Raw genomic sequence first — 24,486 nt, forward strand, 5'->3', positions numbered from 1 at the left:
GCTTGGTCAGGTCCTTGTTGATCTCGGCAATAATGCAGGCCTTTACATCGGAATGGAAGGCGTCGCGCAGCTCGGCGAGGGTCCTTGGCGGAGCCACCACGACCAGGGACTGCACCTTCCGTTCGCGGATCACCTGTTCCAACGCGGCGGCGACCTTTCGGGCGAAATGATGCTCCTCGATGTCATGCCAGTCGGGGGGTTCGACGGCGCTTCGGTGACCGGTTTGCGATCCCTTGCTGACACGGCCCGGCCGCTCGGTGCCTTGCTCGTGGCTGGATGGATTTTCCTCCTCAAAGACCTGCTCGGTCTTGAGATTCGGAAACTTCTCGTCGCCGTCATTGCGCAGGAACAGGGCCTTGCGGCCGTCGCCGACGAACACGAAGGCATTATGCGGGATCTTGAGCTTGTTCATGGTGGTCCTCGTATCGATCAGTTTCGCGGGATATTCCCGACGCTATGGTTGATGAATCAAGCCGCGGAAGTCGCGCAGGAAATATCCCGGGAAGTGCGAATTGCAGGACATGACATGCGTGATGGCTTCGCGATCATATTCATCACCTGACCGGAAGCCATCGAAGAATTCGTTCAGCCGCCGCACGCGTTGAGGCATTTCCGCCACGGCCTGCAGTCCGATTGAGACGCCATAATTGGTGAAGGCGAACTTCACTTCGGGCAGCTCCGGCTCGCGGCAAAAATAACCGTCTTGCTGCCACATCGCGTCGAGCTGGCTGAGGCAACGGCTCCGCTGTATCCGGGCCCAGTCCTCATCCGGAAACATATGGGTCATCCACAACATCATCCCGAGACCCAGATCCTGGGTGATGTGAAGTCGCGGCGCGGTCAGATCGATCAGCGCCTTCATATCGGCGATTTCCTTGCTGAGCTGCGCCTCGCCCAGGCACCGGTAGGAAGCATAGCCATCGAAAGCATCGAGGGCGCCCAATCCGGAACCGGGATAGGGTGCGGACAAGTCTTCCGTCATTTTCCAGATCACACCCCTGCCCGGCAACACGAATGCGCCATGGGTCTGGCGCACCAGTTCGATTCCCTTGTTCCGGTATGCGGGTGAATGATGAGCCAGCACGGACAAGGCGTACAGCCAGACGGCCAGATAATGGAAATACTGTCCGTCGCGATCGGACGCCTCGCCAATACGAAGTCCACGGACGCGCCCGAGAACACGGTCGACTTCGGCGACTAACTGCTCGGCCTGGTCGAGGAATTTCCTGTCGCCGAGTTCGGCGTAGAGCGAGACCAGCAGGACCAGCCCGAAGGCATCCGTCCACAGATAGCGCAGGCCGTTGGGCCAGATACGCTGACCCCGCATCCAGTCCAGTTTGGCGAGAACGTATGCCGTATCCCGGTGCATGACTGCATTACACCCCGAACGGATAGGTATCCGGCAGCCCCTTGATTTCGGCGGTATCGAGCGGCGTAACGGCCCGGGTATCGTCGAACCAGATATACTCGTCGAACTGGCCGGGCAGATTGGCCTGGAAGTAATGACTCTCGCGTTCGGTTTCGGGGCGGTATATCACCCCGATCGCCCGCTCCAGGCGTTCCCTGCCGAGACCTTTCGGACCGCACAGATCGCCGCGGCCACGCAGGCCGAGCATGAAACGCGCATGTCCTGTGGCATGACACAGCTGCTCGTAGCTGTTGGCAAGGGCCGGCTGCACCTGCTTGACTTCCATCGGGCCACCCCATTCCGATGCCGCGGCGACGGTGCCGCCGTGCGTGCCGAACCCGACCAGATAAGCCAGGTCGCCGAACTCCTTGCGACAGAGTTGCCCGATATTGTGTTCGCCGCGCAGGGCCATCTCGGTCGCGGCGGCGTTGCCGACGTGGGAGTTGTGGGCCCAGACGACCGCCTTGCTGTCGGGGCCGTGAAACGCCAGCAGGTTCTTCAGCGTCTCGAACATGTGGCCGTCGCGCAGGTTCCAGGACGCGCGCGAGCCGTAATACATGATCCGGTAATAGCGCTCCGCATTGGCGACCAGACGGGCGTTTTGCTCGGCGTCGAGAAAACGCTCGCCGTCGTGTTCGGCGTAGGCCCGGCGTTTTGCCAGGAGATCGCCGAGCGCGCGCACCACGTCGGATTCGCAGGTCGGATAGGATCCCGTCAACGCGGCATGACCATAGGTCGCGGGATCGCGCTGCCACGGCGTCAGACAGCCGTAGCGTTCGCGGGCCACCCGCGCCGATACGGGATCGACCTCATCGAGATAATTCAGGACCGACCGAATCGAGTCATAGAGGCTGTAGAGATCAAGGCCGTGAAACGCGACACGCCGGTCCCTCGCCACCGTACCGTTGTGCTTGCGGAGCCAGCTGACGAACTCACGTACCTCGGTGTTGCGCCACATCCAGGTCGGAAACCGCGCAAACGCCGTCCACTCCGATGGTGGATACTGGAAATGCCGCACATAATGATCGACCCGCGCGGCATCCGGCCAATCCGCCTCGATGGCGACGAAGCGAAATCCCTTCTTGACGATCAGCTCCCGGGTGATGCGCTCGCGCATCCGGTAGAACTCGGATGTGCCGTGGGTGGCCTCGCCGAGCAGCACGACACGCGCCGGTCCGATCCGTGCCAGCAGCGGATCGAGATCGGCCCCTTCGATCGACGGAAACGATTCGGCCGCGTCGGCCAGATTTCGAACCAGCGCTTCGTCGCCTGGCGCAACCGGCCGGCGTGGGGGCGCCCGTCCGCGTGCCTCGCGTTGCCTGGCAGCCGCCCACCCCTCCTCGCCGATCAACGGGACGAAGCGGACGTCGGCAATGTCTTCGCTGCGATATTCCGTGTCCGAAATCCTGATGACGCGAACCAGTTCCTGGCTGCGCTGGTCGGCTCCCACCGGAATCACCAGCCGGCCACCAATCTTCAACTGCTTCTTGAGGGACTCCGGAACCTCCGGTCCTCCGGCGGCGACGACGATGGCATCGTAGGGCGCGTGTTCCGGCCATCCCTTGGTGCCGTCGCCATGCAGGACATGCACATTGGAGTAGCCGAGATCAGCCAGCGTCGCCGCGGCCTTTTCCGCGAGCTGGCCGAGGCGCTCGACCGTGTAGACAGTTGCGGCAATTTCCGACAGCACAGCGGCGGCATAGCCCGAGCCCGCGCCGATCTCGAGCACTTTCTCGCCGCCCTTCAGGGTCAGGGCCTCCACCATGAAGCCGACGATATAGGGCTGCGAAATCGTCTGCTCGCCGGCAATTGGCAGTGGCGAATCCTCGTAGGCGAACTCGCGGAGGGCCGCTGGCAGGAATAGCTCGCGCGGCACCTTGCGCATCGCTTCCAGGACGAGTTCGTCCCTCACCCCGCGCGCGGCGATGCTGCGTTCCACCATTTCCTTGCGAAGCAAGGCAAACGGCTTCGCTCCATTCGAACGGGCTTCCTTCGACGGCGGAGATCGCATACCAAGAACTCCTTGTTCGAACGCTATGCCCTTTGCTGCCACCCCGATTTGATCGACATCAAATGCACGCCGCGCCGCGCCTTGGCTCCCTCCGTTGCAGCAACGTAGCCGGCGACGATCGCGATGACCGTGGCCATTTCGAGCCCCGAGAGCGGCATCGCCAGGATGATGGCCGAGTCCATCCATTGCTGCAGCGCCAGCGAGATGACCGCGGCAAAGATGAGAATGAGGACGAACGGGCTTTCGAATTGCCGCAAGCGAATCGCGTTCAGCTGCGGTGCCTGTTCGACGTTGTTGGGCCCGACCAGATGAAGCTTCGCGCCGGCCGCCTCCGGCGAAAGGCCAACGGGGCTCGACCCTAAGGCGGCGCTGAGCGCGTCGGCATCCTGGCTCCAATACGGGACATCAAGACCAAGGTTATCCATCTAAGGCTATCCATTTGTTGTGCTACCAATCCTGGAGGACGCCCGCAGATCAGACGGGCACCTCCGCGGCTTCCCGCGCAACCACCGGACGCAGCGGCGCAAACTCCTCCGCTGTCAGCGTCTCCCTGGCGATCAGGAGTTCAACGCCGGCATCGAGATCGCCGCGCCGCCTTTCGAGAATGGCGTGCGCGCAGGCGGCACCGGCCTCGATCAGATCGCGCACCGCCAGATCGATCTCACGCCCGGTCGCCTCCGCAGCGCTGACGAGGGTGTCCTGCAGGGATGGCAGGAAGGTCTGGGGCCGCGGCGCATAGGTTCGTTGCCCCACTTTCGCGTCCATGCCGTATTTCGTAACCATCTCCACGGCGATTTCGGTTGCCCGCTGCAAGTCATCAGCCGCCCCCGTCGAGACGTCGCCGTCGAACACCAGGCGCTCCGAGGCGCGGCCGCCCATCAACACGGCGATGCGGTTCCTGAGTTCGCTCGCCGATAGCAGAAACCGGTCTTCGGTCGGCCGCTGCATGGTGTAGCCAAGCGCGCCGACTCCGCGGGGAATGATCGAGACCTTCTGTACGGGGTCGACACCCGGCAGACTGGCCGCAACGAGGGCATGACCCATCTCGTGGTAGGCGACCCTGCGGCGTTCCTGCTTGCCGAGCACTCGGCTCTTCTTCTCGATCCCGGCAACGATGCGCTCGATTGCTACCGTGAAATCGCCGAACGAAACCTCGTCGGCATTGCGCCTGGTGGCGGCGATGGCCGCCTCGTTGATCAGGTTGGCCAGATCGGCGCCGGTGAAACCAGTGGTGAGGGCTGCGATCTTGTCCAGATCGACATCGCCACCGACAAGGATCTTGCGGATGTGCACCTTCAGGATGGCGACGCGGCCGCTCTTGTCGGGACGGTCCACCAGCACCTGCCGGTCGAACCGCCCTGCCCGCAGCAGCGCGGCATCGAGAATTTCGGGCCGGTTGGTAGCCGCCAGCAGGATGACGCCGGCTGAGGGATCGAAGCCGTCGAGCTCGGCGAGCAGTTGGTTCAGCGTCTGCTCCTTCTCGTCATAGCCGCCGAAGGCGCCGGGCGAGCGGCTGCGTCCGAGCGCGTCGAGTTCATCGATGAAGATGATGCAGGGCGCCGCCTTGCGCGCCTGTTCAAACAGATCGCGGACCCGGGCGGCGCCGACGCCGACGAACATCTCCACGAATTCGGAGCCGGAGATGGAAAAGAACGCGACCCCGGCTTCGCCCGCAACTGCGCGCGCAAGCAAGGTCTTGCCGGTGCCCGGCGGTCCCACCAGCAGAATTCCCTTGGGCACGTGGGCGCCGAGCCGGCCGTAGCTCCTGGGGTCCTTGAGGAAGGATACGACTTCCTGCAGTTCGAACTTGGCCTCATCGACGCCGGCGACATCGGCGAAGGTGACCTTGGTGTCCTTTTCGACGTAGACCTTGGCCCGCGACTTTCCGATCGACATCAGGCCGCCAAAGCCCTGGCGGTCCGCCAGCCGGCGTCCGAGGAAGACCCAGATCAGATAGAACATCAGCCCGGGCACGATCCATGACAGAATGCTCTGGAACAGCCCGCCCGACGGAACGCCGGTGACCACGACGCCCTTCGCCGCGAGCTTGTCGGCCAGCGCCGCATCGACCCGCGCGGTGATGAAGGCCGACTTGCCGCTCGGCAGCTTGTCCTTCAGCTTTCCGTGGATGGTTTCCTGGCCGACGGCGACCTCGGTGACATGGCCCTGGGCCACCAGTTGTTCGAATTCGCTGTAGGGAATGGTATCGACAGTATTGTAGGTCGCCAAAGCCCATTGCAGCAGCAGCATGCCGATGCTGGCTGCGACAATATAGCCGATAGCAACGGTCTGCTTTCGTGACGACGGGTCCGACTCCATTTCATGCTCCGGTCGAATCCGAATGATACGATGACCGGTCGAACTCCGGCCGTCATCGTCATTCCTAACAGTCGGGCGGCGCGACCGTTTGTTCTGGATCAATGGCATTGAGCGCGTGGGTGGTATGCTGACTTGGAGCGGTTGCGGCGCGAGCTGCCTTTGCTTCGTGCCCGAAAGGTTGTCGCTTGCCCTACTCGTCGATCGAAGAGCTTCCCCCATCGATCCAGGCGCACCTGCCGCTGCATGCGCAGGAAATCTATCTCGGGGCGTTCAACGGCGCCTGGGCACAATATGCCGATCGCGGCCCGGAACGGCGCGAGAGCACCGCGCATCGCGTCGCCTGGGCTGCGGTGAAGCGCAAGTACGAAAAATCCGGCGAACGGTGGATCCTGCGAAAGGCCGGTTGATGGCTCGGCGCTTTCACGTGGTACCGGTCTTGCCGCGGCCCGGTTGATCCCGATCAATATGGATATCGCCTAACGATGCCACCAAGGCCCATCCAGGGAGGTTGACCATGATTGGCATCAGCTTGAGTTCGGACCAAATTCGTACCGCCCCGGCGGAGGTCCGGCGCTGGATCGAGGCCACCGCTTCCAGCACCGAGGCGGACGAGTTGCCTGGCCTCATCGCGGACTAGCGTCAATGGACTTGAACGAGTTGGTGGAGCCCGTCACCTGACTTGAAGCAACGACAAAAGCGGGACCGAATCTTCAGCTGTCATCTGAACAAGGGAGATTTTCCATGCAGGCCCGCAATGTCATGGTTACGCCGGTCGTCACCGTCAAACCCTCGGCTACCGTTCAGGAGGTAGCGGCGCGGTTTCTCGAAAGTAAAATCAGCGCGGCCCCGGTCGTTGACGACAACGGAAAGCTTGTCGGCATTGTCAGCGAGGGCGACCTGTTGCACCGGGTGGAGGCCGATACCGAACGCCGCCGTTCCTGGCTGCTTCGCGCGTTCACCGAGGCCGATACGCTCGCAGCCGAGTACGTCAAGTCGCACGGTCGCAGGGTCTCGGATGTCATGACCCGCACCGTCATCACCGCCGCTCCGGAGACGCCCCTGCACGAGATCGCAACCTTGCTGGAGAAGAATGCGATCAAGCGGGTGCCGATCCTGGAAAACGGTCAATTGGTCGGCGTCGTCAGCCGCGCCAATCTCCTTCAGGCGGTAGCCAGTGCGCGCCCGCTGCTCGACGTGACGCCGTCCGATACGATGATACGCGACCGAATCCTCGCCAGCCTGCGAGCAGAGCGTTGGGCTCACATCGCTTCGTTGAACGTCACCGTCACCGACGGCGTGGTCGATCTCTGGGGACTTGCCGACTCCAAAGCCGAACGCAAAGCCATCAAGGTCGCGGCGGAAACCACACCCGGTGTGCGCGCCGTCAATGACAACATGGTGACTTTCTCAGGCGGCGGATGGACCTGATCCGCTAACACCGCTGGCTTCTTCGTTACCGTCGCTGCAATGAGTCAGCGGTTCGTTCAGCCAACCTGCAATCCTCGGCCAATATTCCTCGAGTGTCCGCCTCCCCATGAACAGGCCGAGATGATCGCAGGGGGCAACCTCCCTGCGAAGGTGCTCCGGCCGCGTTCCCACCAGCCGTGCCACCGCGAACAGCTGTTCCGCCGTGACCACTTCGTCGGCGTTCCCGGCAAGAAGGTAGATGGGCAACTGCAGACGCGAGAGATCGACCCTTTGCCCCAGCGCGTGAAAGCCTCCCGTCGCTAGCTCGTTGCGTTTGTAGAGCTTCTCGATGACTTCAAGGTAGTATGTTCCAGGCATGTCGATCGTCCAGGCATTCCAGTTCCGGAAGATCGCCTCAAGCCGCGCGAACTCCGGCGAACCGGCCGGCTCCGGCGTCTGCAGCGACCGCCTGATATCGTCGGACTCAATGACGCCGCCTCGCCAGACCCTCGCAAGATTGCGGCCGATAACGCGGCCGTCGCCGAGGCTCACCAAGTTCCTGAATACCGTCAGAGGTGTCGCTTCCGCCAAGGCCGACAATTTCGATGGTCGCGCTGCGGTATCGACGGGCGTCCCGACCATCACCAGCTTGCGTACTTTGGCCGGGAACCGGGCTGCATAGATCACCGACAACCAGCCGCCCTGGCATAGCCCGATGAGGTCCACCGTTCCGCCGAGATGATCGACAAGGACATTGAGCGCGGCAAGGTAATCGTCGATTCCGAGAAATCGCATGTCGGGACTGGCCGACCGCCAATCCGCCATGTACAGCCGCTCAATTCCAGCACGCCGCAGGGCGGCAACGAGACTGTGCCCTGTCGCAAGGTCGGCAAGGACGGCGCCATGCAGTGCGAATGGCGAACACAGGATGGTGGGGACACCGCGCTTGACCAGGGAAAAATCCCGGAGCCGAACGGCCTGCAATTCGAGCGCAATCCCGCTTGCCGTCGCACCCTCCGGCGGCTGCGGCGTGTGGCCACCGTCGCCCATCATCTCCAGAAACTGTGCCGTCATGAACGACGCGGTCTCGCTGGCTGAGGCGGCGACAAGCGCCGGCCAGAACAACGCCGCATACGGGAACTGACCTCCTGGAAGCCGCTCCATTTGACCCTCAGCCGGCTATCGTCATCGACAACACCGTCGCTTTGATCGCGGTTCCTGTAACGGCTCGGACCGCGGGACCGGCATCGGTCGTCACCCTCAGCGAGTAGTCTGTCTGTAGCATACTATAACGCCGCCCCTCCGCCGCCGTCGATTTATCTCACGCCGCTGCGTCGCCAGTTCATTTGATAAAGATCAAACACATACGCTCCCGAAGAGATATTGGTTCTTGCGTCAAGCAACCTCTTGAGGAGTATCCATCATGGCGGAAGCTGCAACAAAGTTACCCATCAAGACCGAAGGAACCACTGCGCCAGCGAAGGCCGCGGACTGGCAACCCTTTGAAGCTCTGCGCAATCAGGTCGACCGGCTGTTTCATGACTTCCAGACCGGGTTCCTGCAGGCTCCGCTCTTCCGTCCGCTGCCCGACATAGAAGCGTTCTGGCGCCGCGACCTCGGCTTCAATGTCACGCCGGCGATCGATATCGTCGATAAGGACAAGGCGTTCGAAGTCACGGCCGAATTGCCCGGCCTCGACGTCAAGGATATCGACATCCAGCTCGCCGACGGCGTGCTGACGATCAAGGGCGAGAAGCAGGAGCAGAAGGAAGAGAAGACCAAGGACCGCTACGTTTCCGAGCGCCGCTACGGTTCCTTCCGCCGCTCGCTGCAGGTGCCCAGCAGTGTGGACGCCGGCAAGATCGAAGCGAGCTACAAGGGCGGTGTCCTGACGGTCACGATGCCGAAGTCCCCGGACGCGCAGAATAACCAGAAGAAGATCCCCGTCACGGTAAAATAAGTGGGTCAGCGGCCTCACGGTTGTCGGCTTTGATCGGCGAGGTCGCTGCTTGTTTTGACCACCTGTTTATGCGGAGAGACAGCGAATGGCCCATAAGCAAATCCTGTTTCACTCCGCGGCCCGTGAAAAGGTGTTGCGGGGAGCCACGCTGCTAGCCGACGCGGTGCGCGTCACGCTGGGTCCGAAGTCCAAATCAGTCTTGATTCAAAAAAGCTGGGGTCCGCCGATCGTCTGCAATGATGGCGTTACCATCGCCAAGGAAATCGATCTTCGGGATCCCGAAGAGAATCTCGGCGCCCAGGTTCTTCGTCAGGCGGCGGAGCGGACCGGAGACGTCGTCGGCGACGGCACCAGCACCTCGACCATCCTCGCCCATGCGATCCTGGCCGACGGCGTACGCAATGTCACGGCGGGCGCCAGCGCCATCGATCTCAAGCGCGGACTGGACCGGGCCGCGCGCGTGGCGATCGAGGCGCTGCGCGCCATGTCCCGCCCGGTGAAGACCAAAGCAGAAAAGGCGCAGGTCGCAACCCTATCGGCCCACAATGATCCGTCCATCGGCGGTCTCGTTGCCGATGCCATCGAGAAGGTCGGCGGCGATGGCGTGATATCGGTCGAGGAATCCAAGACCACGGAAACCACACTGGACGTCGTCGAGGGCATGAAATTCGACCGCGGGTTCATCTCGCCCTACTTCGTCACCGATGCGGAGCGCATGGAGTCCGTGCTCGAAGATCCGTTCGTGCTGCTTTGCGATCACAAGATCGGAGCCCTGCGCGACCTGATCCCGGTGCTGGAGCAGGTCGCCAAGTCCGGCCGCCCATTGTTGATCGTGGCCGAGGATATCGAGGGTGAGGCGCTCGCGACGTTGATCGTCAACCGGCTGCGGGGCGTACTCAAGGGCTGCGCGGTCAAGGCGCCAGGCTTCGGCGACCGGCGCAAGGCGATGCTGGAAGACATCGCCATCCTGACCGGCGCGCAGGTCATCTCCGAAGAACTCGGCCTGAAGCTCGAGAGTGTGACCTTGCAGCAGCTCGGGCGTGCGGCGCGGGTGGTCGCGGACAAGGAAAATACCACGCTGATCGGCAGCGGCGGCGACCGTGCCCGGATCGACGGCCGCATTGCCCAGATCCGGCGCGAGATCGAAAAGACCACCAGTGACTACGACCGCGAGAAGCTCGAAGAGCGGCTCGCCAAACTGGCCGGCGGCGTCGCGGTCATCCGGGTGGGCGCCCCGACCGAGGCGGAGATGAAGGCCAAGAAGGAGGCGCTCGACGACGCCATCAGTTCCACCAAGGCGGCGGTGGCCGAGGGAATCGTGCCGGGCGGCGGTCTTGCGCTACTCAAATGCATCGAAGCGGTGACCCGGGAGGAAGCCGCCTGTGAAGGCGACGAGAGGACCGGTGTCCAGATCTTGAAGCGCGCGCTGGAGGCCCCTGCCCGTCAGATCGCGGTGAATTCCGCCGTGGACGGCGGCGTCGTCGTGGCCCGGATGCTGGAGGGCCAGGGCAATTTCGGCTTCGACGCCGCGCGCAAGGAATATGTCGACCTGGTCGAGGCCGGCATTATCGATCCCGCGAAGGTGGTTCGTACCGCGTTGGAAAACGCGGTTTCGGTCGCCAGCGTGCTGCTGCTCACCGAAGCGACGATGACGGAGATACCTGAGCCGAAGCGAGAGCGGCCAGCCGAGCCGGAAATGGCGATGTGAACTCGCTGACGCGGAGCGGAGGGGCCAGCCGGTCGATAGGCGCACACAACCGGCTGTTCAGGAGCCTGATTGCAGGGGCGGTCATGCTGGCGTCGGGCGGCCTGCCAGCTGGCGCGATGACCCCCGAGGAGGCCTTCGCAGCCGGTTGCGGCGGCTGCCATGCGTCGGACGCGAAGATCCTCCGCAAAATCCCCGCCGGCTCGGAGACGGTCAGGCGCGCGTGGATTCTGAATTTCATGGCCGGCCACCCCAACGAGAACGACGCCGTCAAAGCGGAAATCGTCGAATACCTCGTTGCCAGGAGCGCGACTTCGAAAAGCTGGTGGCAGTTCTGGTGAGTTGCGGCGTTGACCGCAGTGCGGCCGCAAGCCGCGTTGCCGTTTTCCACTCTCAGGCCGCCAGCCGGGTGCCGCCATCATGCAGGTGGCATGCGACAAGTCCCTGCCCGTCACGGATCACGCGCGGCGGTTCGATCCGGCAGCGCGGCCCGGCATCCGGACAACGCGGATGGAACACGCATCCCGGCGGCGGCGCCAGCGGATCGGGAAAACTCAGGCCGAGGCCGACATCGGGAACGCCGAGCCCGGGCTCGGGCGTCAGCACCGAAGCGAGCAGCGCCCGCGTGTAGGGGTGGCGCGGCGCGCGGAACAGGTCTTCACGGCGGGCGGTCTCGACGATGCGTCCGAGATACATCACGGCGACGCTGGTCGCGACATGCTCGATGACAGCGAGATTGTGACTGATGAAGATGTAGGTCAGGCCGAAATCGCGGCGCAGATCGAGCAGGAGATTGAGGATCTGCGACTGCACCGAGACATCGAGCGCCGAGGTCGGCTCGTCGAGCAGCACGATTTCGGGTTCGACCACCAGCGCCCGGGCAATCGCAACGCGCTGGCGCTGGCCGCCCGAAAGCTCGTTCGGATAGACATCGGCATGGCGCAGCGCCAGGCCGACGCGATCCAGCATCGCGATTGACCGCACCCGGCGTTCCCTCGCCGTGCCGATGCCCTGCACGGCGAGCGGCAATGCGACGATCGACGCCACCGTGCGACGCGGATTGAGCGACGAATAGGGGTCCTGGAACACCGGCTGGATATGACGGGCGAGCGCCCGGCGTCCGATCGAGGCGACGTCGGTGCCGCCGAACCGGATCACGCCCGCATTGGGCTTGAGAATGCCGAGCAGCATCTTGGCGAGCGTCGACTTGCCGGAGCCGGATTCGCCCACCAGCCCGAGCACCTCGCCCTTTTCGACCGCAAGATTGACATCTACGACGGCGCGCAGCGTCTGGCTGGCGGCGAACAGCCCGCGCCCCACCGAAAAATTCCGCGACACACCGGAGGCTTCGAGCAACGCGCTCATGCGGCCACCGCTTCGCCGAGGATACAGCGCCAGTCATGTCCGCCATCGGAGCGGACCGGAACGGTCCGGGCGCACACCGGCTGCGCGAAATCGCAGCGGTCGCGAAACGCACAGCCTGCCACCTCGCCGATCAGCGACGGCACGATGCCTCTGATGACGCCGAGCCGGTCGCCCGGCCTGGTTGCGCCCGGCACCGGAATGGAAGCCATCAGCCCGCGCGTGTAGGGATGACGCGGCGCTGCGAACAGATCGGCGGCGCTGGCCGCCTCGACGATTTCCCCCGCATACATTACGGCAACCCGGTGCGCGACCCGCGCAACGACGCCGAGATCATGGGTGATCAGCACGATGGCGATGCCGAGATCCTGCTGCAGCTCGACCAGCAACCGCAGGATTTGCGCCTGGATGGTAACGTCGAGCGCGGTGGTCGGCTCGTCGGCAATCAGCAGCGACGGCCCGCACATCAGCGCCATCGCGATCATGATGCGCTGGCGCAGGCCGCCGGAAAGCTGGTGCGGATATTGTCCGAGCCGCGCCGCGGCATTGGTGATCCCGACCATTTCCAGCAGCGCGACCGCGCGCTCGCGCGCCACCGCCATCGTCGAGCCCTTGTGGCGGCGATGCACCTCGGTGAGTTGATCGCCGATGGTGTAGGCCGGGTTCAGCGCCGTCATCGGCTCCTGGAACACCATGGCCATGCGCGCCCCGCGCAACTCGGCGAGCCGGCCTTCAGGGAGGGCGGCGAGGTCATGGCCCTCGAACAGCATGCGGCGCGCGCTTCGCTTTGCCGCGCGCGGCAACAGACCCATCAGCGCGAGCGCCGTCATCGATTTGCCGCAGCCGGATTCGCCGACCAGGCACAGCGTTTCGCCGCTCTGCAGGGAGAACGACACATCGCGCACGGCATGCAGCGTTCCGCGCGCCGTCGCGATGTCGACCGTCAGACCCTCGATCTCGAGCAGTGCCGCCACTAACCCCTCCCCCCTGGCGCCGAGACGTCACGAATGCCGTCGCCGACCATGTTCACGGCGAACACCAGAACCGCGAGCGCGGTGCCCGGAATGGCGATCAGCCAGAACGAGAAGAACATGTAGGTCTTGGCCTCGGCGATCATCAGCCCCCAGGACGGCAGCGGCGGCTGCACGCCGAGACCGAGGAAGGAGAGCGCGGCTTCGAGCAGGATGGCGCTGGCGGCTTCCACGGTTGCCACCACGACGAGCTGGGGCAGCAAATTCGGCAGCACCTCTCCGACAATCACGCGCAGGGTCGAGGCGCCGGCCGCCTCCGCCGCCGCCACATAGTCGAGCACCCGCACCTGCTGGGTCGCGGCGCGCATCACCACGGCGAAGCGGTCCCATTTGAGCAGGCCGAGCACGAGGATGACGACCCAGAGCGAGCCGCCGACCGTGGCGACGACCGCGAGCGCCACCAGAATGAGCGGAAGCGCCAGCCGCACCGTGATGAAGAAGGTCACGATCATGTCGACGCGGCCGCCGAAGAAGCCGGCGGCAAGCCCGAGCGCAGTGCCGATCAGCCCGGAGATCACCATCACGGACACGCCGATCAGAAGCGAAATCTGCGCGCCATACAGTACGCGCGAGAGGTAGTCGCGGCCGAGATTGTCGGTGCCGAGCAGATGGGCCCAGTTGCCCTTCTCGTACCAGATCGGCGGAATCATGCGGCGGGACAGGTCCTGCGCGTAGGGATCATGCGGGGCGAGCAGCGGGGCGAGCAGCGCCACGAGGATGATCAACGTCAGCAGGCCGGTGCCGATCAGCAGGCCGCGATGCGCCATGATCCGGCGCCGCAACAAGGCGCCCGATGACGCCGTCGTCAGGTCGAGGACGGGAATCGCGGCGACGTCGGTCATGATCCGCCCCCGACGCGGATGCGCGGATCGAGCCAGGCATTGGCAAGATCGGCGGCAAGGGTGAGGCCCACATAGATCAGGGAGAGCAGCGTCACGATGGCCTGGGTGACCGGAAGATCCTTGTGGGTGATCGACTGATAGGCGAGATAGCCGAGGCCATCGAGGGCGAAAACGGTCTCGATCACGACCGAGCCGCCGAGCAGGAAACCGAGTTGCACCGCCGAGAGCGCCACCACGGGAACCAGCGCATTGCGCAACGCGTGCTTGAGCACCACGGATCTCGAAGACAGCCCCTTGGCGCGTGCGGTGCGGACATAATCCGAGGCCAGCACCTCGATCATCCCGGCACGCACCAGCCGCATGATGGCGGGGGCGATGTAATAGCCGAGCACGACGGTCGGCAGCACGAAATGGGCCCAGCTGTCGCTGCCCGAGACCGGAAGCCACCGCAGCATCACGGCAAACACGATCATCAGGATCAGCGCGAAAAAGAAGCTCGGCAACGCCTGCCCGATCACCGCCAGCGCAAGACAGAGCCGATCGATCCAGCTGTTCGGATAAAGCGCCGCCAGAATTCCGAGCGGCAGCGACACCGCAAGCGCGAAGATGAGCGAGAACAGCGCCAGCAGCGCCGTGGTCGGCAGTTTCTCGAGCACGAGTGCGTGCACGTCGGTCTTGAAGAACAGCGAGGTGCCGAAATCGCCGCGCGCCATCTTCGCGGCCCAGTCGAGATACTGCACGACGAGCGGGCGATCCAGCCCGTAAATGCGCCTGATATTCTCGATGTCCTCGTTGCGCGCGCCTTCCCCGGCGAGCGCGATCGCGACGTCGCCGGACGCCCGCAGCAGCAGGAAGGCGAGCGCGGAGACGACCACCGCGACCAGGACAGCCAGTCCAAGGCGCTTCAGGGCATAGATCAGCATCAGACGGCCGGGTGTGCGGGGTGGCGCACGCTGCCCCTCACTTGTACGACATTTCCCAGAAGCGCGGGATCTCGTCCGGATAGGCGATGAAGGCGAGGTCCTTGTTGGCGACGTAATAGGTCGTCAGCGAATAGAGCGGCAGCGAATAGGCCCGCTCCGCGATCAGCGCGAGCGCCTTGCGATAGGCCTCCTTGCGCACGGCAGGATCGACCTGAGAGTCTCCGCGTTGCAGGAAGTCGCGCACTTCCGGATCGCGCGACACATCGTCCGGGCCGAACTTGTAGTAGACCGGCGTCGACGCCGACACGTCGTTGACCGAGAACGAACCCCAGGTCTGGTGCAGCATCGCCGCCTTGCCGGCGCGATTGGCCTCGCGCATCGCCGCGTATTGCATGAAGCGCAGGTTTGCCCTGATGCCGACGGCGCGCAGATAGCCGATCATCGCCTCGGTCTGGTTGCGCTCCCGGTAGGCGTAGAGATCGATGTCGAATCCATCCTTGAAGCCGGCTTCGGCGAGCAACGCCTTGGCCTTCGCCGGGTCGTAGGAATAGCGGGGTGCCCCCTCGTCGCTGCAGCCGAACTGCGGCGGGAAACAAAGCGTGTTCAGGACGCGCGCCCCCTGGCCGACGATCTGCTTGACCATGCTTTCGCGATCGATCGCATGCATGATGGCCTGGCGCACTTTGAGATCGCGCAGGGGCGGCGCGGTCGTCGCTTCGCGGGTGTCGAGGTGCAGGAACGCGATCCGCATGGTCTCGCCGGACACGACCTGAAGGGTCGGCACCGCCTTCATCTGGGTTGCCTGATCGAGCGCGACATTCATGATCATGTCGGCGCCGCCGGCCATCATTTCGGCGACCTGGGTCTGGCGGTCCGGAATGAAGCGGATTTCGACCTTCTCGATCTTCGGCTGCGGCTTCGGCGAATCCTTGAAGTAGTCCGGATTGCGCTCCATTCGCACGAACTTGCCGACCGAATGCTCGCTGATGCGGTACGGACCTGAACCGACCGGTTTTTCATTCATCCCCTGCGGGCCGACCTTGGCGTAATATTCATGCGGATGGATCACGACAGGACCGGCAAGATATTCGATCGCCGCCGGAAATGGCTCCTTGCAGATGATGCGCACCTTGTAGGCGTCGATCTTCTCGGCGCGGTCGATCCAGGCCACGTTCTGGCGGGTGACGACCTTGCTGTCCGGACTCACCACGAAGTTCAGCGTGTAAACCACATCATCGGCGGTGAACTCCGCGCCGTTGTGGAATTTGACGCCCTTGCGCAGGTCCAGTTCGAGAGTCTTGTCATCGAGCCACTTCCACGCGGTCGCGAGTTGCCCCTTGTATTCGGAGGTCTTGGGGTCGCGGTAGATCAGCGTGTCCCACACCTGCTGGCCAATGATGACGCCGATGCGGACGTTGTTCATGTAGGGATCAACGTTTTCCACCACCTGGTCGTAGGCAAAACGGATCGAGTTGGTTTTCTTGTCCGCCAGCGCGGGCGCGACAGCCACCATGGCGGCAACCGCCGCCGTCAATACACCTGTCGAAAACCTGCTCATTGTGATTCCCTCGCGATCCGCATTGCGGTCCTGTCTGACGCCGAGTGGAAAGGCGGCATGCCCGCAAGTCAAGGACTTACGGTTTGCAGGCACATCCGGTTTTTTGGGCAGGTTACGGTCAACGGCTCGATCGCGGCACCAGCCGCCATGCACAGGCCTCACGCCGAGCGGCCCGAACCCCGCCGGGCAGACCTCGCCCAGGCCACTTTGCCAATGATCGAATATCTCTAAAGGCTTATTGGTCGGGGCAGCTGGATTCGAACCAACGACCTGCAGTACCCAAAACTGCCGCGCTACCAGGCTGCGCTATACCCCGATGGCTTGGGAAGCCCTGTCGTTACACGCTTCAGGCGCCGCCAGCAAGGCGGCTTCGGGCCGCTCTATCGGGTCTTGAAAAGCGGATGGGCGACCCGGTCGCCGGGGGCGATGCCGTATTTCTGCGCGGTGCCGGCGATCACCTCCAGCACTCCCTTGGCCAGCCCGCCCGACGAGATGATCGCGAGGGAATGCGGCTCGGTGTTCTCGGCGATGCGCAGGATCCGGCCGTCGGCGCGGATGAAAATCATGTCGAGCGGGATGTAGGTGTTCTTCATCCACATCGAGATCTGCTGTTCCGGCGAGAAGTCGAACAGCATCCCCTTCCCGTCCGGCAATTCCTTGCGGTACATCAGCCCGGTTTCGCGCTCCTTGTCGGTGGTCGCCATCTCGACCGAGAAGACATGCACGCCGTTTTTGGTGACGATTTCGAGCGGCTGGATGCTCGCCGCCTGCGCGCCGAAGCCGGTCACGACAGAAAGCATCAGCACCGCGACCATCGGGATCCAGAACCAGGCGCGGCCAAGGCGCCGCCCGACACTTGAAGCAAAACTCATCAACGCTCACCGACAGCCGTGAAGGATTTGGGCCGATGCTAGCCCAATGATGTCAGAAAATACCAGAGCTTCGACAAGCCGCGAATGGGCATTTCGCGCGCCCCGGCTAACGCTTCCGTGAGGTGGCGGCTCAGGCGATCAGTGCGACGACAGGCCGGGCGCACCGGCTTCCGGCTGGATCTCGGCCGCCATCATCCCCTTCGAGCCGGGCCCGAACCGGACCAGCACGTACTGGCCGGGGCGCAGTTCGGTCATGCCGAAGCGGCGCAGGGTTTCCATGTGCACGAAGATATCGGGCGTGCCCTCGCCGCAGGTCAGGAAGCCGAAGCCGCGCAGCCGGTTGAACCATTTGACCTGCGCCCGCTCCAGCCCGCTGGTCGGGGTGACGCTGACATGGGTCCGCGGCGGCAGCATCTGCGCCGGATGGATCGCGGTGGATTCGTCCATCGAGACCACCCGGAAGGCCTGATAGCCCTTCTGCCGCTGCACGCATTCGCAGACGATCCGCGCGCCTTCATAGGCGGTCTGATAGCCGTCGCGCCTGAGCACGGTAACGTGCAGAAGCACGTCCGGCCAGCCATTGTCGGGCACGATGAAACCGTAGCCCTTTGATGCATCGAACCATTTGATGACGCCGGAGATTTCGACCAGGTTGGCGGCGCTCTCGCCAAGCCCCGTCAGCGCGTCGATCACCGGATCGCGCCCGGCGTTCACCGCATATTCACTCGGCCCAAGCCGGTCCGGTCCGGTTCCGCCTGACGGCGGTCCCCCGAGCTTCTTGGACTCAAAACCGTCCGACCCCATGACCCCGGACCCCACACATCATCGACAACCCCGTCACCGCTGCGAGGTCGCCGGAACACGCGCCCATCGATGAGAATTCATGATGACGCCACGCGAATCTTGCGAATCAAAAGATAACACTCCCGCGTGCGGCGCATAGATAAAAAACAAATCTGGCATGAGCTATGAACAGCTTGCGCGGTCGCGAATCAACCGGCGGTCAATTTCCGACGAACGGCCCCAGCGTCTCCCCGATGTCGTACCTGATCACGAGATCGGCAATGTCGTCCTGCTCGGTGGGCTCATTGTTGATGATCACCAGCCGGGCGCCGCAGTTCTTGGCCATCATCGGAAACCCGGCCGCCGGCCATACCACCAGCGACGAGCCGATCGCGATGAACAGGTCGCAGCGCTGGGCGAGTTCGGTGGCGCGGCGCATGGCGTCTTCCGGCATCGCCTGCCCGAACGAAATGGTCGCGGTCTTGACCGGCTCGCCGCATTCCGCGCAGTCGGGCGCGCCGCCGGTCTCCTCGAAGCGCAGCCTGACCCAGGCCAGATCGCAGGCCCGCCCGCAACCGATACAGCGGGCGTAGGTGGTGTTGCCGTGAAGCTCGACCACATGCTCGGCGGCGAAGCCGGAGACCTGATGCAGATTGTCGATGTTCTGGGTGACGATGGCGGGAATCTTGCCGGCCTTGTAGAGCGAGGCCAGCGCGCGATGACCGCGTCCCGGTTTTGCGGCGGCGAAGGTCGGCTCCATCGCAAAGCGCCGCCGCCACGCCTCGTCCCTGGCGTCCGGACTGGCGACGAATTCATCGAACGGGATCGGCCGGTTGCGGCTCCACAATCCGCCCGGCGAGCGGAAATCGGGGATGCCGCATTCGGTCGAGATGCCGGCGCCGGTGAAGGGAACGATGGTGGACGCTTCAGCGATCATGTCGCCGAGCTGTTCCACGCCGCTGCGAAGATCGGTTGCGATCATGCGATGAGATCCGAAAAATCTGGCCGTGCTGACTATAGCACGGCCGCTCGGATTGCTAAGTCCGCCGCATGATCGGATCACGCTGCCTTGTCAGGCCGCGTTAGTAAGCCGGCCTTTTAGGCAGCCTTGGCGACCGGCTCCTTGACCTCGTCGGTCTTTTTGGCGGCCTCACCGGTCGCGCCGCTCGCACCGTTCTCCTGGCTCTTTCTCGGCTTGGCCGCGGGAACCGCGACTTGCGACTTGCGCGCCGGCTTGTCGTGTTGCGCGAGCTTTTCCAGCTCGGCTTCGAGTTCGGCGCGCCGTGCCGCGACCTTTTCCGCCAGTTTGTCGGTGGCGAGGTCGCGCAACTCGGCGACTTCCTCGATGCTCATCGCGTCCAGATCGATCTTTGCCATGGTCAGCCTCCCGTTTCCTTTTGGCTAACGGCAAGCCGGAACAGGAACAAGCGCCGCACCCGTCTTATCCACCGCCAAGCGCCAACCCGACTTCGTCCGAGGCCGATCACAATCCCGCAACCTGGCGTCCCAATTGACGCCCCAATCGCGGACGCCAATGGGCGCGGGACAAGAATCAAAAAGGGATGGGCATGACCGAACAAGCGTACGACGCCGCACGCGAGCGGGAAGAAATCGTCAGCCGCGTCGCGAGTTTCAAAGCCACGCAGGAAAAATTCGAGCGCGAGCGCGAGGAATATTTCGTCATGACGCTGCAGAATGCCCGTAGCGGATCCGAACCGCATCTCCGCGGCACGATGGAGGACCTGCCGTTCTGGTCGTAGCGGGATCGCCGTTGCTTCGCGATGGAACACTGAGGGGGAATTGGGCGTTTCAGAGCAGAGGAGCCTCTGATGCCCTACGCCCTGTTCGAGAAAGAATACCGGCTGAGCCGGACCTTTCCCACCGCGACTGATGTCTGGCGCTGCGCGGAGGATTGCGGCCTGGTCGTCGATGAGGAAAACGGCCGGCAGCGGCTCGATGACGGCTATGCGATCAAGCCCTGTCTGCCCGACGGAGATCCGGAACGGGAATGATGCGCGGCCGGAGCCTCGGCAGCGGATTGAATCGCCCAAGCGAGACATCCACATGGCGCAGGCGTTGCAGCGCCGCGCGAACGCTGAAGCCGATCAGCACCTCATGGTGCCGCAGCCCCTTGCCGCCCTTGACGAGGCCGAGGTCCCGTATCAGGCAGTAGCGGCCGCTGCTCATGCGGGCGAACCGGCAATTCTTCCATCCCAACATCGCGCCAGCATGCACTGCGCCGCGATTCCGTCAATTCTTGACACGAATCGATTCCGTTTTGTTCACGTTGGAACGAACAGGGGACACGGTTTTGCGTTCAGACACTCGTTAACGAATTGAAACTTTTTCACGCGCGATACGCATCTCGATGATGCGGGAAATCAGACACAACAATGGCGAGGCACCGATCGCTTCGCGCAAGGCCTCGGCAAGACCGGCAAGACCGATCGGACTCATGGTCGCCGGCGCTGCGCTGATCGTCATCGTCGCATGGGCGATCTGGAAGGTGTTGACGTAGCAGGCCCGCCGCAGCGCCGTCGTGTCCGCTGTGTGGAAACCATTGCGGCCCATCGTTATTATCAAACTGCAATACGGCCGACGGTTGGTGAGTGATGGATCTAGCGACTTTAAGAGAACAGGCCGAACGTTGCCGCCGTCTCGCCAAACAGGCCGATCCCTTCACCGAACAAAGGCTGCTGGATCTCGCCAGGGAATACGATGAGCGAATAGCGGCGCTGGAGCCGAAGCCTTCGGCGGCGTCGCGAAGCCTGGGGAGCGACGAGACGTGAGCGGTTGGCCCCGGCGCGGCAGGCGCTCGATTTAACCGGCGGTCAGGCGGCACGAGGCTCCCGTTCAGCCAGCGCCCGTTCAATTTGCCGCCGAACGGCCTCGGTGGGACGACCTTCCCGCTCCAGCAGGCGCAGCTCGTTCCATAGGCGGATGATCTGTCGTTCCTTGCTGGCGTCCATGGCGCTCTCCTCGGTGGGACCACCATGAACGAAACACGAACAGAATTCAAGCGATACCGGTAGCCGGCCGATGGAACACTCCGATGGAACACCCTAGGGGTCCATGGGTTGGGGAGTCATGAGCAAGACGACCAAGGCCCTGAAGAAGCAGGCCGCCAAGTCGCTGCTGGCTGCCCGGAGCGCGACCGATCCGGTCGTGGCGAGTCAGCTGACTTCGTTGGCGGAGGCCTTCCGCGCCCAGGCCAACATCATCAAGAAGAACAAGAAGAAGCTGAAATGCCTTACACCGTAAGCGGCACCGATATCAGAGGCGTCAACACCGCAAGGCGTCGGACGCCTGAATCGGCGCTGAAAAAAGCCCGCGAGCTGATCGCGCGCGCCTGTTACGACGTTCGGATCACGACGCCGGAGGGCCGGACCTACCATGCTACCGAGTTCGGCGATCTCCCCCGTACCCCCGCGGCGCGGCGACCTTCTCACAAGCACGCCCCCGCCGGCTAGGCGCGCCCTGCCCGCGGCGCGGCGAAGTCTGGGGAAACGCCGCAAGGCAGTTCTCTTTTCTGAAAAAAACCTGCATAAGGCGGCATGGCAAAACCCAAAGTGACTTTCAAGATCGTTCGCATCGCCGAAGACAACTGGAGCATCCAGGCGGATTATCCCGGCGCCGAGCCGCGCATGATCACCGGCCTGACCAGCAAGGCCGACGCCGACGAGTGGATGAACGGCGAACGCCGCATCGGCTGGCTGCGCTCGCAGGGCTACGCGAAGTAGGCGCCGGAGCGAGGCGTGCTACTGCGTCCGCGCTGCCCACTGCCCTCTGCCGCACTTTGCTGCTATTGAACCTCCCGGACCAAGAACAGTCTCTTCAATCCAAGGGAGCAGGAAACCATGCGTTACCTCCACACCATGCTGCGCGTGCGTAATCTCGATGCCGCGATGAAGTTTTATCAGGATGCGCTGGGGCTGAAAGAGGTTCGCCGCATCGACAATGACAAGGCGAAATTCACGCTGGTGTTCCTGTGTGCCGCCGAGGACGAGGCGCTGCTGAAGAACACCCCGAAGACGCGCGGCGCGCCGCTGGTTGAGCTCACCTATAACTGGGACGAGGAGAAATACGGCGAGGACCGCTTTTTCGGCCACCTCGCCTACGAGGTCGACGACATCTACGCCACCTGCGATCGCCTGATGAAGATGGGCGTTACCATCAACCGGCCGCCGCGCGACGGCAACATGGCGTTCGTGCGCTCGCCCGATTTGCACTCGATCGAGCTGCTGCAGAAGGGCGATCCCAAGCCGCCGGCCGAGCCCTGGCTGTCGATGCCGAACACCGGCCACTGGTAGGCCCGCGCGGGCCTAGCCCCGTAAAGATCCCGGCAACGGCTGATGATCTCAGCGGGTGCGCCTTATCCTCTCGGCGCATCCGAAGCCGGGTCAATCGCATCCAAGTGTTCACAATCGGTGAACCTTTTGGCCGCAGACTTGACCCACGATTCGAGGGGATCACATGAGCCAGGCCAAGCACTATCAATTCCAGGCCGACCAGGCCAAGCGCCTGGCCCGTCAGGTGAGCAGTGCAGAGGTGCGTGAGCGGCTGCTGGAAATGGCCGGCGAATACAGCCGCTACGCCGAACTGATGGAAGCCCGCGAACAGCCGCGCGAGGCCTCGGCGCAAGCCGGCTAAACCAGCCGCGCAATATCCGCCACGCTGTCGAACTCCAGAACCGGCGAAAGCCGCCGCAGCGCCTCCGGCCTGGCATAGCCCCACGACACCGCCCCGAAACCGATCCCGACTTGCGCGGCCGCCTCGCCGTCACGAACTTCGTCGCCGATGGCGATGGCGTCAGCCGCGGCGATATCAGTCCGTTTTATTCTGGCTCTTCAGCCGGCGCATGTCTGCCGCGATCAGCGGCATTCGCCAGAACGGCACCTCGAGCCAGGCGATGATCTCGCGCGATGACTTGCCGCGCAGCATCTCGACGTCGCCGTCCTCGATGCGCCTGAAGCGGTGCTTGTCGGCAAAGGAATTCACCACCCCCCGAAACCACGGCAGGCTGTCCGACAATGTGCCGTCGAGGTCGAAGATCGCGAGCTTGTATGCGGGCATGATGCGGGCCTTATAGCATCCGTGGCGGCGCTTTTTTGCCGGGGGTGGCCCGCATCAGGCGCGCACGCATTTTTCCCGGTTTTCCGCTATCAACGGCCAAAGCCGATCAACGGGAGAGAGCCACGTGCCAAACAAAAATCAAAGCCAGCTAACGATCTGGGGCCGTGCCAATTCGGTCAATGTGCAAAAAGTGCTGTGGTGCCTGCGCGAACTCGATCTGCCCTACCGGCGCATCGATGCCGGCATGGCGTTCGGCCAGAACGACAAGCCGGAATATCTCGCGATGAATCCCAACGGCCGGGTGCCGACCCTGGTCGACGGCGATTACGTGCTGTGGGAATCCAATTCGATCATGCGCTACCTCCACCTCGCCTATGGCGAGGGCTCGCCGATCTATCCGCAGGCGCCGAAGGCGCGCGCCGGCGTCGACCGCTGGCTGGACTGGACGCTGTCGACGCTGCAGCCGGTAGATCGCCCGGTGTTCTGGGCGCTGGTGCGCACCCCGGTCGAAAAACGCGACATGGTCGCGATCCAGAGGGATGCCGACGCCGAGGCCGCGCAATGGCGCATCGTCGAGGCGCAGCTGGCGACGCGGCGTTTCATCGAAGGCGACGATTTCACCATTGCCGACATTGCGCTCGGCGCCTATGCGCGGCGCTGGTTCGGGGTCGAAGGCATTACCAAGCCGAGGCTGCCCCATACCGAGCGCTGGTTCGCCGAATTCTCCGCCCGTCCCGGCTTTGCGGAGTTCATCGCGCCGCCGATGTCGTAGAGTCCGTGAGGCGTGGTCAGGGCTTGAAGCCCGACCGCTCGAACAGCACGACGGCAACGATCACGACCAGCGTGACCGCCGTCACCACCAGCCGCACGGTCCAGTTCATGCCGCGGCTGACCCACCACAGCAGCGCGCAGCCCATGATCACGGGAACGATGATTTCGAGCTGCAAATCAGGCCTCGTAGCTGTTGACCGGGCGCTGCCCTAGCGGCTGCCGCCGACCCCGATGCTGACGGCGCCGCCGATCTTCACACAGGTCTGCGTACCGTCAACCCTGACGAAGCCCGCGCCATACGCCGCGCAGGTTTGGTCGGTGCCGGCGCGCTTCAGCGGAAGTTGCTGGACGGTGGAACCGGATTTATCGGATTTTTGCGGCCGGGGCTGCTCGGCGGCGGCCGATGAGGCCGGCCACAGTGCAGTAATGGCGATCAGCAGAGGTACGTTTCGCATCCCGCC

36 protein-coding genes and 1 tRNA gene are annotated in these 24,486 nt (G+C 63.7%); 16 read left to right on the forward strand and 21 right to left on the reverse strand.

From position 1 onward, the window contains the following. The 5 genes from Q8N40_RS14485 to ftsH all read right to left on the reverse strand — a co-directional run. Nucleotides 1-412, reverse strand: a 412-nt coding sequence (locus tag Q8N40_RS14485; protein WP_305712308.1) for a host attachment protein, incomplete at its 3' end; no start/stop codon positions are given. Between the two features lie 42 nt (nucleotides 413-454). Then, a complete protein-coding gene (locus tag Q8N40_RS14490; protein WP_305712309.1) occupies nucleotides 455-1,369 on the reverse strand; it encodes a hypothetical protein in 915 nt (304 codons plus the stop codon). 7 nt (nucleotides 1,370-1,376) lie between these two features. Then, nucleotides 1,377-3,419: a protein-L-isoaspartate(D-aspartate) O-methyltransferase gene (locus tag Q8N40_RS14495; protein WP_305712310.1), complete on the reverse strand. Its 2,043-nt coding sequence runs from the start codon at nucleotides 3,417-3,419 to the stop codon at nucleotides 1,377-1,379. A 23-nt stretch (nucleotides 3,420-3,442) separates the two neighbouring features. After that, on the reverse strand, nucleotides 3,443-3,844 hold the full coding sequence (locus Q8N40_RS14500; RefSeq protein WP_305712311.1) for a cation-transporting P-type ATPase: 402 nt from the start codon (nucleotides 3,842-3,844) through the stop codon (nucleotides 3,443-3,445). 49 nt (nucleotides 3,845-3,893) lie between these two features. After that, a complete protein-coding gene (gene ftsH / locus Q8N40_RS14505; RefSeq protein ID WP_305712312.1) occupies nucleotides 3,894-5,738 on the reverse strand; it encodes an ATP-dependent zinc metalloprotease FtsH in 1,845 nt (614 codons plus the stop codon). A 185-nt stretch (nucleotides 5,739-5,923) separates the two neighbouring features. On the opposite strand from ftsH, the gene Q8N40_RS14510 reads away from it, so the two are divergent. The 3 genes from Q8N40_RS14510 to Q8N40_RS14520 all read left to right on the forward strand — a co-directional run bounded on the left by Q8N40_RS14510 (nucleotide 5,924) and on the right by Q8N40_RS14520 (nucleotide 7,166). Then, entirely contained in the window at nucleotides 5,924-6,145 is a 222-nt protein-coding gene (locus tag Q8N40_RS14510; protein WP_305318797.1) for a ChaB family protein, read from the forward strand. Between the two features lie 107 nt (nucleotides 6,146-6,252). Continuing rightward, nucleotides 6,253-6,375, forward strand: a complete 123-nt coding sequence (locus Q8N40_RS14515; RefSeq protein WP_305712313.1) for a hypothetical protein — start codon at nucleotides 6,253-6,255, stop codon at nucleotides 6,373-6,375. A gap of 104 nt (nucleotides 6,376-6,479) precedes the next feature. Then, nucleotides 6,480-7,166 (forward strand): CBS domain-containing protein, encoded by a 687-nt coding sequence (locus Q8N40_RS14520; RefSeq protein ID WP_305712314.1) that lies wholly within the window; start codon nucleotides 6,480-6,482, stop codon nucleotides 7,164-7,166. On the opposite strand, the gene Q8N40_RS14525 is transcribed toward Q8N40_RS14520, so the two are convergent. Then, nucleotides 7,146-8,129 carry an alpha/beta fold hydrolase gene (locus Q8N40_RS14525; RefSeq protein ID WP_305712315.1) on the reverse strand — a complete coding sequence of 328 codons (984 nt, stop codon included), beginning with the start codon at nucleotides 8,127-8,129 and terminating at the stop codon, nucleotides 7,146-7,148. The genes Q8N40_RS14520 and Q8N40_RS14525 overlap by 21 nt on opposite strands. A 439-nt stretch (nucleotides 8,130-8,568) precedes the next feature. Here Q8N40_RS14525 and Q8N40_RS14530 point away from each other — a divergent pair, with 439 nt between their 5' ends. From Q8N40_RS14530 to Q8N40_RS14540, 3 genes are all read left to right on the forward strand, one after another. Next, complete coding sequence (locus Q8N40_RS14530) at nucleotides 8,569-9,105, forward strand: Hsp20/alpha crystallin family protein (RefSeq protein ID WP_305318793.1); 537 nt, start codon at nucleotides 8,569-8,571, stop codon at nucleotides 9,103-9,105. An 85-nt stretch (nucleotides 9,106-9,190) separates the two neighbouring features. Further along, nucleotides 9,191-10,813 (forward strand): chaperonin GroEL, encoded by a 1,623-nt coding sequence (groL, locus tag Q8N40_RS14535; RefSeq protein ID WP_305712316.1) that lies wholly within the window; start codon nucleotides 9,191-9,193, stop codon nucleotides 10,811-10,813. Between the two features lie 83 nt (nucleotides 10,814-10,896). After that, entirely contained in the window at nucleotides 10,897-11,151 is a 255-nt protein-coding gene (locus Q8N40_RS14540) for a hypothetical protein (protein ID WP_305712317.1), read from the forward strand. Nucleotides 11,152-11,203: 52 nt separating this feature from the next. Here the strand turns inward: Q8N40_RS14540 and Q8N40_RS14545 are convergent, their stop codons facing one another. The 10 genes from Q8N40_RS14545 to Q8N40_RS14590 form a co-directional block, all read right to left on the reverse strand. Beyond that, nucleotides 11,204-12,175: an oligopeptide/dipeptide ABC transporter ATP-binding protein gene (locus Q8N40_RS14545; protein WP_305318790.1), complete on the reverse strand. Its 972-nt coding sequence runs from the start codon at nucleotides 12,173-12,175 to the stop codon at nucleotides 11,204-11,206. Further along, nucleotides 12,172-13,146 (reverse strand): ABC transporter ATP-binding protein, encoded by a 975-nt coding sequence (locus Q8N40_RS14550; protein WP_305712318.1) that lies wholly within the window; start codon nucleotides 13,144-13,146, stop codon nucleotides 12,172-12,174. Before Q8N40_RS14550 ends, Q8N40_RS14545 begins: the two co-directional genes overlap by 4 nt. Beyond that, complete coding sequence (locus tag Q8N40_RS14555) at nucleotides 13,146-14,045, reverse strand: ABC transporter permease (RefSeq protein WP_305320122.1); 900 nt, start codon at nucleotides 14,043-14,045, stop codon at nucleotides 13,146-13,148. Before Q8N40_RS14555 ends, Q8N40_RS14550 begins: the two co-directional genes overlap by 1 nt. Beyond that, nucleotides 14,042-14,968, reverse strand: coding sequence for an ABC transporter permease (locus Q8N40_RS14560; protein ID WP_305320123.1), 927 nt, complete (start codon nucleotides 14,966-14,968; stop codon nucleotides 14,042-14,044). Before Q8N40_RS14560 ends, Q8N40_RS14555 begins: the two co-directional genes overlap by 4 nt. Nucleotides 14,969-15,005: 37 nt before the next feature. Then, entirely contained in the window at nucleotides 15,006-16,526 is a 1,521-nt protein-coding gene (locus Q8N40_RS14565; protein WP_305712319.1) for an ABC transporter substrate-binding protein, read from the reverse strand. A gap of 239 nt (nucleotides 16,527-16,765) precedes the next feature. Further along, nucleotides 16,766-16,842, reverse strand: a tRNA-Pro gene (locus tag Q8N40_RS14570). 64 nt (nucleotides 16,843-16,906) lie between these two features. Then, nucleotides 16,907-17,341, reverse strand: coding sequence for a DUF192 domain-containing protein (locus tag Q8N40_RS14575; protein WP_305712326.1), 435 nt, complete (start codon nucleotides 17,339-17,341; stop codon nucleotides 16,907-16,909). A gap of 195 nt (nucleotides 17,342-17,536) precedes the next feature. Beyond that, nucleotides 17,537-18,202, reverse strand: a complete 666-nt coding sequence (locus Q8N40_RS14580; RefSeq protein ID WP_305712320.1) for a cold-shock protein — start codon at nucleotides 18,200-18,202, stop codon at nucleotides 17,537-17,539. A 199-nt stretch (nucleotides 18,203-18,401) separates the two neighbouring features. Continuing rightward, entirely contained in the window at nucleotides 18,402-19,163 is a 762-nt protein-coding gene (locus tag Q8N40_RS14585; protein WP_305712321.1) for a Sir2 family NAD-dependent protein deacetylase, read from the reverse strand. 116 nt (nucleotides 19,164-19,279) lie between these two features. Continuing rightward, on the reverse strand, nucleotides 19,280-19,558 hold the full coding sequence (locus Q8N40_RS14590; protein ID WP_305320231.1) for a hypothetical protein: 279 nt from the start codon (nucleotides 19,556-19,558) through the stop codon (nucleotides 19,280-19,282). Between the two features lie 191 nt (nucleotides 19,559-19,749). On the opposite strand from Q8N40_RS14590, the gene Q8N40_RS14595 reads away from it, so the two are divergent. The 3 genes from Q8N40_RS14595 to Q8N40_RS26720 all read left to right on the forward strand — a co-directional run bounded on the left by Q8N40_RS14595 (nucleotide 19,750) and on the right by Q8N40_RS26720 (nucleotide 20,521). Then, entirely contained in the window at nucleotides 19,750-19,941 is a 192-nt protein-coding gene (locus Q8N40_RS14595; RefSeq protein ID WP_305320230.1) for a hypothetical protein, read from the forward strand. 69 nt (nucleotides 19,942-20,010) lie between these two features. Then, nucleotides 20,011-20,193: a hypothetical protein gene (locus Q8N40_RS14600; protein WP_305320229.1), complete on the forward strand. Its 183-nt coding sequence runs from the start codon at nucleotides 20,011-20,013 to the stop codon at nucleotides 20,191-20,193. A gap of 52 nt (nucleotides 20,194-20,245) precedes the next feature. Then, complete coding sequence (locus tag Q8N40_RS26720) at nucleotides 20,246-20,521, forward strand: hypothetical protein (RefSeq protein WP_370870856.1); 276 nt, start codon at nucleotides 20,246-20,248, stop codon at nucleotides 20,519-20,521. Here Q8N40_RS26720 and Q8N40_RS14610 read toward each other — a convergent pair. Then, the gene (locus Q8N40_RS14610; RefSeq protein ID WP_305712322.1) at nucleotides 20,510-20,752 is read right to left on the reverse strand and encodes a hypothetical protein; all 243 of its coding nucleotides are present in this window, start codon (nucleotides 20,750-20,752) and stop codon (nucleotides 20,510-20,512) included. The two genes, Q8N40_RS26720 and Q8N40_RS14610, sit on opposite strands and share 12 nt — an antisense overlap. A gap of 41 nt (nucleotides 20,753-20,793) precedes the next feature. Here Q8N40_RS14610 and Q8N40_RS14615 point away from each other — a divergent pair, with 41 nt between their 5' ends. Continuing rightward, nucleotides 20,794-20,970, forward strand: a complete 177-nt coding sequence (locus Q8N40_RS14615) for a hypothetical protein (protein WP_305320226.1) — start codon at nucleotides 20,794-20,796, stop codon at nucleotides 20,968-20,970. A 42-nt stretch (nucleotides 20,971-21,012) separates the two neighbouring features. Here the strand turns inward: Q8N40_RS14615 and Q8N40_RS14620 are convergent, their stop codons facing one another. Next, nucleotides 21,013-21,150, reverse strand: a complete 138-nt coding sequence (locus Q8N40_RS14620; RefSeq protein ID WP_305712323.1) for a hypothetical protein — start codon at nucleotides 21,148-21,150, stop codon at nucleotides 21,013-21,015. A gap of 118 nt (nucleotides 21,151-21,268) precedes the next feature. On the opposite strand from Q8N40_RS14620, the gene Q8N40_RS14625 reads away from it, so the two are divergent. The 5 genes from Q8N40_RS14625 (at nucleotide 21,269) to Q8N40_RS14645 (ending at nucleotide 22,831) form a co-directional block, all read left to right on the forward strand. After that, nucleotides 21,269-21,442 carry a hypothetical protein gene (locus Q8N40_RS14625; protein ID WP_305320224.1) on the forward strand — a complete coding sequence of 58 codons (174 nt, stop codon included), beginning with the start codon at nucleotides 21,269-21,271 and terminating at the stop codon, nucleotides 21,440-21,442. Further along, entirely contained in the window at nucleotides 21,427-21,651 is a 225-nt protein-coding gene (locus tag Q8N40_RS14630; protein ID WP_305320223.1) for a hypothetical protein, read from the forward strand. The genes Q8N40_RS14625 and Q8N40_RS14630 overlap by 16 nt, the downstream gene beginning before the upstream one ends. 84 nt (nucleotides 21,652-21,735) lie before the next feature. Next, nucleotides 21,736-21,921, forward strand: coding sequence for a hypothetical protein (locus Q8N40_RS14635; protein WP_305320222.1), 186 nt, complete (start codon nucleotides 21,736-21,738; stop codon nucleotides 21,919-21,921). Between the two features lie 117 nt (nucleotides 21,922-22,038). Next, a complete protein-coding gene (locus Q8N40_RS14640; protein ID WP_305320221.1) occupies nucleotides 22,039-22,491 on the forward strand; it encodes a VOC family protein in 453 nt (150 codons plus the stop codon). A gap of 163 nt (nucleotides 22,492-22,654) precedes the next feature. Next, complete coding sequence (locus Q8N40_RS14645) at nucleotides 22,655-22,831, forward strand: hypothetical protein (protein ID WP_305320220.1); 177 nt, start codon at nucleotides 22,655-22,657, stop codon at nucleotides 22,829-22,831. 174 nt (nucleotides 22,832-23,005) lie between these two features. On the opposite strand, the gene Q8N40_RS26725 is transcribed toward Q8N40_RS14645, so the two are convergent. Further along, entirely contained in the window at nucleotides 23,006-23,254 is a 249-nt protein-coding gene (locus Q8N40_RS26725) for an HAD hydrolase-like protein (protein ID WP_371135707.1), read from the reverse strand. Nucleotides 23,255-23,378: 124 nt separating this feature from the next. Between Q8N40_RS26725 and Q8N40_RS14655 the strand changes: the two genes are divergently transcribed. Continuing rightward, nucleotides 23,379-24,026 (forward strand): glutathione S-transferase family protein, encoded by a 648-nt coding sequence (locus Q8N40_RS14655; protein WP_305712324.1) that lies wholly within the window; start codon nucleotides 23,379-23,381, stop codon nucleotides 24,024-24,026. A gap of 16 nt (nucleotides 24,027-24,042) precedes the next feature. On the opposite strand, the gene Q8N40_RS14660 is transcribed toward Q8N40_RS14655, so the two are convergent. Next, the gene (locus tag Q8N40_RS14660; RefSeq protein ID WP_305712327.1) at nucleotides 24,043-24,201 is read right to left on the reverse strand and encodes a hypothetical protein; all 159 of its coding nucleotides are present in this window, start codon (nucleotides 24,199-24,201) and stop codon (nucleotides 24,043-24,045) included. A 33-nt stretch (nucleotides 24,202-24,234) separates the two neighbouring features. After that, the coding region (locus Q8N40_RS14665; protein WP_305712325.1) for a porin at nucleotides 24,235-24,486 on the reverse strand (252 nt) is incomplete at its 5' end.

Origin of the sequence: Bradyrhizobium sp. (genome assembly GCF_030693485.1) — a bacterium.
Lineage (GTDB): Bacteria > Pseudomonadota > Alphaproteobacteria > Rhizobiales > Xanthobacteraceae > Bradyrhizobium.